Genomic DNA, 414 nt, shown 5'->3' with positions numbered 1-414 from the left:
AACAAAAACAGCCCAAACATTTTTTACCTGCGGTTCTTAATGGAAATATTTGCAAACAAAGAACAGAATCTTGATTTTAACAGTTAACCCAGCACGCAGCTTTGCATTCCGGGCAGGATGGCAAAATATCAGAATTTTTAAACAAATAAATTATGTCCCCACAGGTCTGACACTTATAACGTCCAGCACCTGGCTTATCACCACTCTTAAACATTAACCTTGTCTCTTTTCCCTTAAAAGTTGAATTTAGCATTATTCTAATACAAAAAGGTAGCGCTTACAAAAATATTCGATGTATATATTAAGTTCACTGGAAAAATGAAATATCCGAATTACTTGCAGGATCAAACAACATAAGAAAAGAATAATGTAAGGACAACTATTTTGTATAAAATTCTTTACGAGATATTTGAT

General features: G+C 32.6%; 1 protein-coding gene. It reads right to left on the bottom strand.

Annotation, left to right across the window (positions count from 1 at the left end):
• Nucleotides 1-76 precede the first annotated feature (76 nt).
• Complete coding sequence (locus KH893_RS12625; RefSeq protein ID WP_281166376.1) at nt 77-253, bottom strand: zinc ribbon-containing protein; 177 nt, start codon at nt 251-253, stop codon at nt 77-79.
• Nucleotides 254-414 lie beyond the last annotated feature (161 nt).

Origin of the sequence: Liquorilactobacillus sicerae (assembly GCF_029916425.1) — a bacterium.
In the GTDB taxonomy this organism is placed as follows: domain Bacteria; phylum Bacillota; class Bacilli; order Lactobacillales; family Lactobacillaceae; genus Liquorilactobacillus; species Liquorilactobacillus sicerae.
The sequence above is the reverse complement of the archived record's forward strand: the minus strand, read 5'-3'. Positions and strand labels throughout refer to the sequence as shown.

Excerpts from the sequence above, each read along its gene's own strand:
- KH893_RS12625 (WP_281166376.1), bottom strand. The coding sequence starts at position 253 with ATGCTAAATTCAACTTTTAAGGGAAAAGAGACAAGGTTAATGTTTAAG.